The organism is Candidatus Saccharimonadales bacterium (assembly GCA_035480635.1).
Classification (GTDB): domain Bacteria; phylum Patescibacteriota; class Saccharimonadia; order UBA4664; family DATIHN01; genus DATIHN01.
Genome location: DATIHN010000008.1, coordinates 1 through 9,762 on the forward strand (window position 1 = coordinate 1; position 9,762 = coordinate 9,762).

Annotated in this window: 6 protein-coding genes; all 6 read right to left on the reverse strand. The window is 51.9% G+C overall.

Translation table 11 applies throughout. The annotated features are described in order from the left end of the window. Positions 1-5,221 (reverse strand): hypothetical protein (locus VLE72_00785; GenBank protein ID HSX14433.1); only part of this gene is annotated, 5,221 nt, incomplete at its 3' end. Between the two features lie 127 nt (positions 5,222-5,348). Then, positions 5,349-5,606, reverse strand: a complete 258-nt coding sequence (locus tag VLE72_00790; protein ID HSX14434.1) for a hypothetical protein — start codon at positions 5,604-5,606, stop codon at positions 5,349-5,351. After that, positions 5,606-6,925 (reverse strand): F0F1 ATP synthase subunit beta, encoded by a 1,320-nt coding sequence (locus VLE72_00795; GenBank protein ID HSX14435.1) that lies wholly within the window; start codon positions 6,923-6,925, stop codon positions 5,606-5,608. Before VLE72_00795 ends, VLE72_00790 begins: the two co-directional genes overlap by 1 nt. Beyond that, a complete protein-coding gene (locus tag VLE72_00800) occupies positions 6,922-7,767 on the reverse strand; it encodes a F0F1 ATP synthase subunit gamma (GenBank protein HSX14436.1) in 846 nt (281 codons plus the stop codon). The genes VLE72_00795 and VLE72_00800 overlap by 4 nt, the downstream gene beginning before the upstream one ends. Further along, positions 7,764-9,188 (reverse strand): sodium-transporting two-sector ATPase, encoded by a 1,425-nt coding sequence (locus tag VLE72_00805; GenBank protein ID HSX14437.1) that lies wholly within the window; start codon positions 9,186-9,188, stop codon positions 7,764-7,766. Before VLE72_00805 ends, VLE72_00800 begins: the two co-directional genes overlap by 4 nt. Then, positions 9,178-9,660 carry a hypothetical protein gene (locus VLE72_00810; GenBank protein HSX14438.1) on the reverse strand — a complete coding sequence of 161 codons (483 nt, stop codon included), beginning with the start codon at positions 9,658-9,660 and terminating at the stop codon, positions 9,178-9,180. Before VLE72_00810 ends, VLE72_00805 begins: the two co-directional genes overlap by 11 nt. Between the last annotated feature and the right edge of the window lie 102 nt (positions 9,661-9,762).

A 9,762-nucleotide genomic window follows, 5' to 3' on the forward strand; every position in this document is an offset into this window, starting at 1 on the left:
CACTGCCAACGCTATTACCGGCCAAAATCGCGATTGCGCCGCCGACGTTATTGCTGGCCAGCGCCGTACCAGCGGTAATGTTGACGGCGCCACCATTACCTGAGGTTTGGGGAGCACCACCCTGTAGACTAACAACGCCACCGTTGCCACTGGTTGTGCCGCCGCCGCCGCCAGTAAGGATAACTTGGCCACCGTCAGCGGTGGCTCCACCGGCTCCTGCGGTGATGCCAATTGAACCGCCAACGACACCACCTTTAGAATTGCCGCCGTTCAGGTTGACCTGCCCACCAGCTCCCGTTGAACCGGATGCATTACCCCCTGTTAGAGAAATTGTCCCGCCGTTACCGCTGGTAGCGCCACCGGCACCACCCTGGAGCGTAATGCCACCGCCAGCATTAGTGGCCCCACCAGCACCACCCAGAATAGTGGCCGTGCCGCCATTTTGATTTCCGTGTCCAGCTCCCGTGGTAAGAGTGATGGCGCCGCCGGCACTGTTGCCGTTGGTACCGGCACCGGATGTGATAGAGATTGCTCCTCCGGCCCCGCTGGTGGCCCCGCCGGCTCCGGACGCAAAGGTTAACCCGCCACCAGCCCCAGTCGCTCCCCCTTGACCGCCTTGGATGGTTAAAAGTCCGCCAGCCGAAGCCCCAATGCCGGTACCGGTCTGCACTGTCAAAGCGCCACCGGCTCCGGAAGTGGCGCTACCATTACCCGAACCGCTAGTGATACTAATCAGCCCACCCGCCCCGCTGCTGGTACCGCCAGTGCCGCCTTGCAAAATAATTTGTCCACCTGCACCGGTGGTACCACCGACGCCCGTCGTCACACTAAAGTCACCGGCTCGGGATAAGCCGGAACCGTTGCCGGTTGTAATAGCAATGTTACCGCCGCGGTTATTGCCAGTACCGCCGCTGGAACCGCTGGCAAAAGTCAAAGCACCACCTGCACCGGCCAAAGTTCCATCCGAAGCTGTTAGCGTAACCCCACCACCAATGCCACCGACTAAGCTATTAACTGATCCTCCTTGCAAGAGTATGCCACCCCCAGTTAGGCCACCGCCGCCGGCAGAATCATTGCTGGTGCCACCTGTAATTGAGACGAGACCAGCGGTACCGGTGGCATTGATTGCCACCGACCCGCCAGTGATTGCAACTGGACCCCCACCACTATCACGTCCTTGCCCACCGACAATGCCAACCCCTCCTCCAACTCCCGAACCTGAGGCGCCAGCTGTACCACCGAAAATGTTGATAGCTCCGCCACCTCCAGTAGAGCCGCCGGACCCACCCTGAAGCGTTAGTACGCCGCCGCTATTGGATCCACTGCCGGCTCCAGACTTGATGGTCAACGCAGCACCAGTACCACTACTGCTGTCTCCCGGTTTGATTGTGATGGCCGTAGGAGTGGCGGCGGCGGCCGTGGTGATATCGGCGGTTTGGCCTCCCTGCAAAGTGACGACGCCGGTAGTAGCCAAGTTGAAATTGTTGGAAATTATTTGCAAAGTTGAGCCGGAGTTGGTCAGGATCGGAGTGGTCACGCTAGTAGCAAAGACAGGATTATCAACTGTTTTGACCACAATAGATGAGTTGGGGCCATTGTCGGTTACGACAATGTTGGTACCGGCCGTTAGCGCTCGCTCGTTAGTCAGCGTCGAGTTATTGCCAACGGTAATGTAGGCCGCATTATTAGGTGCGCCACCACTGGCACCACCCACACAGTTGGCGGCTGTCACAAAGCAGAACACATCGTCACCGGCGGCGTCTGGAATTGTATAGACGTGGTTGGCAGCATGAGCGGCTGGCTGGATGGTCGCAGTATTACCAGAGCCATCATAGAGCACCAGTGAACCAAGCTGGGATGATGTACCAATCGTAGTTGAGCCGCCCTGGACCGTGATGCTACCGGTAGCAGTCAAGTTACCGCCACTCTGGCTGAGCGTTGAATCGCCGATGGCGCTGCTAGTGGTAAAGACCGGCAACGTCCCGGTGGTACCCGAGCCTGACACTCCCCCGCCGGTACCGACACAGTTGAATATCGGGGCAGCCAAACAGAAGGTTGAATTTGAGCCAATCGTATCGGGCAGAGAGACAGTAGCCGAACCAGTGGTTTGGTTGGGCGCATTTAGGGTGACGCCAAAGGCATTGGTGGCATTTTGCAACTTAATTGAGCCATTCGTACCGGCAGGGCCGGCGGTGCCAACAGTGATTGTTGCACCTTGAACGCTGAGCGTACCGGTAAAGGTTGGGGAGGCAAAGGTCGGCGAGGCGCCCTGGTTAATGTTTTGAATAGTGTTTACAGCGCCACTGGAGACACTAAAGTTGGTACTGTTAAAACTGGCTATGCCTTTGCTAGCAGTCGTGGCATTACAACCACTGCTATTAAAAATACAAACATTACCGCCAGTTGCTGGGAAAATATAGACCTGGCCAGAACCCAAGGTCGTAACCTGCAAGTTGCCATAAAAGCCATTGCCATCGGCGATCCGAAGCGTGCCGGCATCAGTATTGGAACCCACACTAACTCGGGTATTGACGGTATCGACCGTAAAAATCGAGGCTGAATTGTGATTTTGAACCTGAAAAGTGTCGGTCTTATCACTGGTGGACGTGCTACCGTTTTCCTTAACAATTACCCTGCCACCGCCCGCGCTAGAACTACTGCCTGGGCTTAAGTAGATGTTGCCGCCAACTGATCCGCCGGTACTGCCGTGGTCACCACCCTGAATCACTACATCACCACCGCTACTGCCGTTCCCGCCAGCGCCACCATTTAGATTTAAGACTCCGCCGTCGCCACCACTGCCACCGTTGGCAGCTCGAACGGTTAGATTGGTAGCGTTGACGCCTACGTCGCTGGTATCGACTGCAATGACGCCATTAACGGTTCGGCCGAAAACTATAGTGCCGGTGTTGTAAGTCCCATTATCAGTGGGGCTGCTATCATTAATGTGAACTACGCCATTGGTATCTATGCTGAATTTTTCGGTACCGCCAGTACCTTGGAATTTAACAAAATCGCCGCCACTGCCACTGTCGACAATTCTCAAGGCCACTCCCGTATTTAGGTTGTTATCGATGTTTAGGACTCCACCGGTAGTACAGCTGGTGGCGCAGCTATTGTTTTTGAAGGTGTAGAGGAAGCTGCTATCGGCCACCGCTACGCTGGCAGTATCAACCTTGATCTTGCTTAAAAACGTCCCGTCGTTGGCAATGCCACAGTTGGAGTTGGGGTTATCAGTACAAATCGTGCCGCTTTCGTTGGGCAAGGTCAGAATGTTATTGGATACACCCTTGGTATCGGCTGGCTGGATAGTGATACTGCCACCCAACACATTAGTAAACATGATTTGGCCTGTAGTCGTCCCGTTTTCCCCAACAGTCAGATTATTGCCACTATCATCCAGTAGTCTAGCGGCATCAACATAGAAGGTCTCGGCGGTAGTACCGGTCTTTTCAATAAAGACCGAGGTACCACCGCCATTGGTGTTAAAGTTGCAGGTCATTAATGTCCACAATGCTGCGGAGACGGTTTTACTGGCCAGACATGTTACGTCATTATTAGCTAGATTGCGAAAGCCTAGTTTGAGATCGCTGATGCCGCCAGAATCACTTTTGATCCAAGCCGAGAAAGAATAGGCTTTGCTACCTGTCAGCGTCACCGCAAAGCGAGCCCCTTCATTGGCTCCAGTGTCGGTTACAACTTTCATGGACTTGCTGCCGGTATAAAACTGGGTGTTGTCTTGGGATAAACAATATTGCGGACAGTTAGTAGCGCCGATGGTAACCCAGCCGGAAGTACCAGATTCGAAATCGAAGTTACTTATTTGGTTAGTAGTTGGGGTGGTATCAACTGATAACACTGAACCTCCAGTGTCATTTAAGATATGGAAAGCATCTGGAGTGCCACCACCCGTCCGGTTGGTCAGAACGGCATTACCGAATGGATCAACCGTAAAGACGTCGCTACCCCCGCCCTGCAATTCAATTAGATTTCCGGTGCTAGTGTTATTGATGAAGATGGAGGCATCGGCGCCAGCGTTGGTTTGAGCACTACCTGGCGCCAGTAGCACGGCCTGGCCGCCGCCAGCCACACAAGAAATCCCGGTGGTACAAATGGTTTGCGAGGCCGGACCGCTGGTCGGGAGAATGAACGTCCGCCCACCGGTGGCAAAAGTCAGCAAATCGCTACCAGCGTTGATTAATAGATTCTGGCCGGAGGTGGTTTGTTGCAGGGTGTTAATATAGACGATCCCGCTGTTGCCTAGGGTTACGGCGCCATTGGTAACGGTGAAGTTGGTGCCATCAAAACTGGCGATGCCTTTGGCGCTGGTCGAGGCATCATCGATTGTAATCGTGTTCCCACTACCGCTTGAGTTGGCGATTAGAATATCACCACTCAGGGTATCGACCGAGGTGACGGCTCCCCCGCTGCCCGTCACCGAAATGGTCGTGCCATTAATGGCGATACCACTGCCAGCGATTAGGGCAACGTTGCCGTTCTGGCCTTGCAGACTCAAGACACCCGAGTTAGTAATAGTGGTGCCACTTGCGACGATACCGGCACCGTTTTGCAACGTGACATCGCCGGTCAAACCTTGGAAACTAGTAACACCGCTGTTAGCCACTGTGGCTCCGGCAATACTGATGCCGTTGCCGCTTTGGAGTTGACTGGCAATTGATGATGGGGTGTTGGTTAGCTCAACAAAGGTGGTGCCATTATAAATAAACAGGCTGTTGGTGGTTTGATCCAAATAAACTTGGCCGATGGCTGGGTTAGTTGGCCGCGCGCTGGGTTTCAAGACGACTTGATCATTGACGTTGAGCAAGCCATTGACGCTAACTTGGTGACCAGATATATCAGCATTGGCCACTTTCAAGCCACTTAGATCGACACTGGTTGTAGGGACAGTGCTTGATTCGCTGGTAGCCCCGGAGGTTCCGGTTTTGGACGAACGAGCCGAAAGTAGGCGAAAGGCTCCATAGGCTAGTCCTCCCAGCACGACTAAAACACCAACTGCAAGCAAGGCTGGCCGCAGCCACCCTGTGCGGCCGCCAGCCGAAGGCGCCGAGGTAGTTGGCGTCCCCGCATTGCCCCCCAATGGAACCGCCGGAGCTCCAGTAACGGCAGTGGTCTGCAAGACTTGGCCCTCAGCCGTAGGTGGAGTAGCAGCCTCAGTGCCCCCTGGTAGTGGCGATGCTAAAGGTACCGGCTGTTGATCCATGCCTTAAAACTCATCAATACACAATTCTCCTGCATACAATTCTAATGCTTATCAGGAGTGATGGCAAATCTCTAATGCTTAAAAATGGGGCCCGAATTTGTGGTCAATTTTGGGCCACAATCAAAGCCTAAACGTTCAGGAATATATCAACTAGATTGTTTTTGACTTTCAAAATCCCAGAGTCAACATTAAATTTTAATTCCTCATGCTCGGTCCGAACGGTGATCTCACCGGCCGCTAGTAAAGTGAAGAACGGCGCGTGGTCGGCTAGAACATCAAAGTGACCCAATCGATTGCGACCTGTTACCGAAAGGGCCGGGCCAGAAAAATAATTTTGATAAGGTGAGCGCAGTTTTAGTTGGAGGGTTTTGTGGGGCTTGGCCATTAGATCAAAATCTCCTCAACGCCCTTTAAGGTTTGTTCGCGGGTAAAGTATTCGCCTTTATGGCCGCTTAAGTCCTCGGTGACATACATCGATTGGTTGAAGTAATTGCGCAGTTTTTTAGCTTTTTCGTAATCGGTGCGGTCGGCGGGGGAAAGTTCGTTTTCACCAATAATCGAAATAATGTTTTTTAGAGACTCATATTTTTGCATGATGGCTTGAACTTGAGCTGTTAGAACGTAGTGACGCTCGCCGATGATATCTGGCGTTAGTAGCGATGAAGTCGTCTGGATCAAATCGACAGCCGGCCTGATGCCCATTTCGGCCACTTGGCGTGACAAGACAATTACACCATCGAGCTGCTGAGCAATTTCTTGAACCGCTGGATCGCTTAAATCATCGGCTGGGATGAAGATGGCTTGGACAGAAGTAACCGAGCCCTTATCGGTTGAAGTCAAACGATCTTGGAACCGGCGTAGGTCTGAAAACAGCGTTGGTTGGTAGCCGCCTTCCGAAGGCACTTGGCCAACTTGAGTCGAAAGTTCGTTGACGGCCTGGACATGACGATAGATGTTATCGATGAAACAAAGCACATCTTTACCCTCTTCATCGCGAAAGTATTCGGCTAGGCTGGAGGCCGCCGCCCCAATAATGCTTCGAATGGCTGGGGTTTCGTTCATTTGGCCAAAGAAGAGGGCCGTACTCTTGAGCAGATCTCGTTCTTGGAGGGTGTTGTAGAGTTCGTGGCCCTCGCGAATACGTTCGCCGATGCCAACGAAAATTGATAGCTTGGACGGATCTCTAGCAATGTTGTGCATTAGTTCCATGGTTAAGACGGTTTTGCCAACACCAGCGCCACCGATGATGCCGATTTTGCGACCTTTCACGAAGGGGGTAAAGAAATCGATCACCTTGATGCCAGTTTCTAAGAGTTCCGGTTTCAAACGCACAAAGCCAGTCGCGTTATTGGCTTTGGGGTAGATGCTGCGCCGAGCCACCGATTCTGGCATTGGTTTGCCATCGATTGGTTGGCCTAGTGCGCTCCACATTCGCCCCATTGCTTCAGCCCCGACCGGGATGCTAATTTCGGCATCGGATGTGATGACGCTTCGACCGCGGCGGACACCCGGATGTGCCAGCAAATTTAGGCAAACTAGGGTGGTAGCATCGCGATAGTAAGCCACTTCCAGCCAAACGGTCTGGTCTTCTTCCAAAGTTAAGACTTCGTGGACCTTGGGCAACTGAGCGCCAACTCTAACCTCCACAATCAACCCTTTAATGCTCAAGATTTTCCCGATCCGGCGGCTGGCATAGCTGGTCATAGGGCCTCCATCGAGGTAATGACTTCGCGAATACGCTCATCGGAGAGGGCCCTTTTGGCACCAAAGAATTGGCGTTTGAGGTCATCTGAAATATCCTGAGCCTTTTCTTGAGCCAAACTCATGGCGTTAAAGCGACTAGCTAATTGGCTCAACCTTGATTCCAAAATGGTTTGTCCCAGAGCGATACCCAGCATGACCTTTTCCAGGTAAGTTATGACTTCTCTGGTTGAAGGTTCAAAGACAAATTCGGCCGGGGAAATAATCTGCTGAGCCGGGACCTTGTTGCCGCTAAGATCGCGGACGGCGGAAATTAAGGCGATGCGTTGGGCGCTTTGCTTGGCCAGCGAAACGTACTTTTGGTAATAAATATAGGCCTGTTTATAAGGCGTGATGGTGGCAATTACGGGAGCCACATCAACTGGCGCATCCGTCGAGGGCAAGCGGAAGAAGTGCTTGGGTGCCAGCCCTTGCTGGGCTAGTAAAACAACCCCATGATAGCCGATCACTACCAAATCAACTTTGGCCGGATCGTAGTCGGCCTTCATGGCCCGAATAATCAATTGATCGATGTCGCCACTTAGCCCGCCCTCTGAAGTAATTAACACAAAGACTGATTTATCGATGCGATGACCTGAGCGTAGTAAATGCAAGTCGGCGGCTTTGGCACCCACCCTGAGCGAACCATAAACTTGCCAGAGTTCATTGAAGAATAGGCTCGACGACAATACTTGGTCTTTGATCCGGCCGATCCGCATACTGGCGATAGTTTCGAAAACCCCAGTTAACGAATGAATGGTCTCGATCTGATCAAACTCTTCGGATAATTGTCGAACACGCTTCATTTGGCCGCCTGAACCACCGTTTTGGCCAATATGGCATCGAGGGCTTTAAGATACTCTTCTTCGGTTTTGATACTGCTAGCAGCCTTGGTGGCCATTTTTTTCAACTGAATGACATTGATCTTGGCCCGGCCTCGGCCTTTGACGATTGCCTCGATGATTAATTGTTGGGCAGTTAAGTTGTAGAGCTCATCCGGCATTTGCTTAAAGGCCTCGTAGATTTGTTTACCGAGAGTCAGATCAGCTTGAGATTCAATGGCCAAATCGGAACCAAAGTGCGAAAACTCCAAAGCCTGACGATAATCGGCTAATTTTTTGAATAGTTCGGCTGAGAGTTGTTTGGCCCGCTGGCTTTGAGAGCGCCCACCGTAACGCGACACCGACAACCCAGCGTTAACTGCTGGCCGGATACCATTGCGAAACGAAGCCAAGTCAAAAATTAGTTGGCCGTCCGTCATCGACATAATGCCAGTCGGTAAATAGGAGGTGATGTCATCATTAGGCGTCACCACTACCGGCAAGGCGGTAAAGGTTTTATTATTCGAAGCTAACTTGCCCGCCCGCTCCAACAGCGATGAATGAGCGTAAAACATATCGCCAGGGTATGAATCACGCCCCGGATTAACCCGTTGCAACAGGGATAGTTCACGATAGATCTTGGCATGACTGGTTAAATCATCGTAAATAGTAATAACGTCGGTGCCGTTTTTCCATAAATATTCGGCCATGGCGCAGGCAGTGTAGGGTGCAATGTAGGATTGCACGAGGGAATCAAAGATGTTGGCTACGACCACAATACTCCTTGCCATAGCCCCACTTTCTTCTAATGACTCGACCAGCATACTAATATCGAAGTTGCGTTTGGCGATTAGGACATAGACCACCACATTATGGGTGCCTTTTTGATTGGTACCGAGTTGCCGCAAAAAAGTACTTTTGCCAGCCTTACTATCACCTAATATGGCCATGCGCTGACCCATCACAATTGGGAAAAGCATATCGACGATGCTGACGCCTGTGACGAGTTGAGTTTTTTGAATGGCCCGCTCAATAACGCTGGGGGCCTGCGCAAAAACTGGCATGGTCGCATCGTATTTGATATTGCCTTTGCCATCGATTGGCTGTCCCAGCGGGGTGACAACCCGACCGATCATACCTTCACCGGCTCGGACGCTGAAAACATCTTGAGCCAACACAGCCAAGGTTTCGATCGGAATTGTCTCGCTATCCAGGTTAAGAACAATGACGTGATCTTGAGCGACTTCGCGGACCAACCCGTGCTGGCCGTTTTCGAATAGGATCAGTCCACCGATTGGCGCGGTTTCTAGGCCAATCAAGGTTACCAGAAACCGATTAACACCCACCACTTCGCCAGTCGGTTGGCCTTTTTTGACCAAGGTCGTAAATTCGGAACTATCGAACATGCTGCACCAAATTACTAATCGCGCCCCGGTTCTGCCACAGCACATGATTAGCTGTAAAATCATAAACCCGGTTTTTGGTTCGCATCACAAAACCGGCGGCAATGGTGCCATCGACTTGGATTTGGACCAGAATTTGGGGATCAATGTTACTGTGCAACCAATCGGCCACTTGGCTTTCTAAATCTGGCGATGGCGGGGTCGAAAAAGTTAGATGTATCAGAGTGGCCGTTTTGATCCAAGCTTTTAGCGAACTTATGACTTCATCTAAACCGGCTTGATCCTCGACGGTGCGACTTATTCCCAGGCGCCTTAGGTCTTTAACTAAATGCTGGTCGGGTTTAACTTGATCGGCGATGTGGAGGCGCTGCTTTAGGCCACTTTGGCGCAACCGCGACTGCCATTCTTCTAAGCGAATGATCAGATTCTGGACATCGGCCGGGGACGAAAAATCGCTGTCAGGTTTAATGGTCACTCAGCAAATCCTGCTTTATTAAGGCCTTATTGTCCTCTAGAGTTTTAAGTACGAAGGGCAATTGGCCGGATAAATCAATATCATTGCCCAGGCTATCAATGA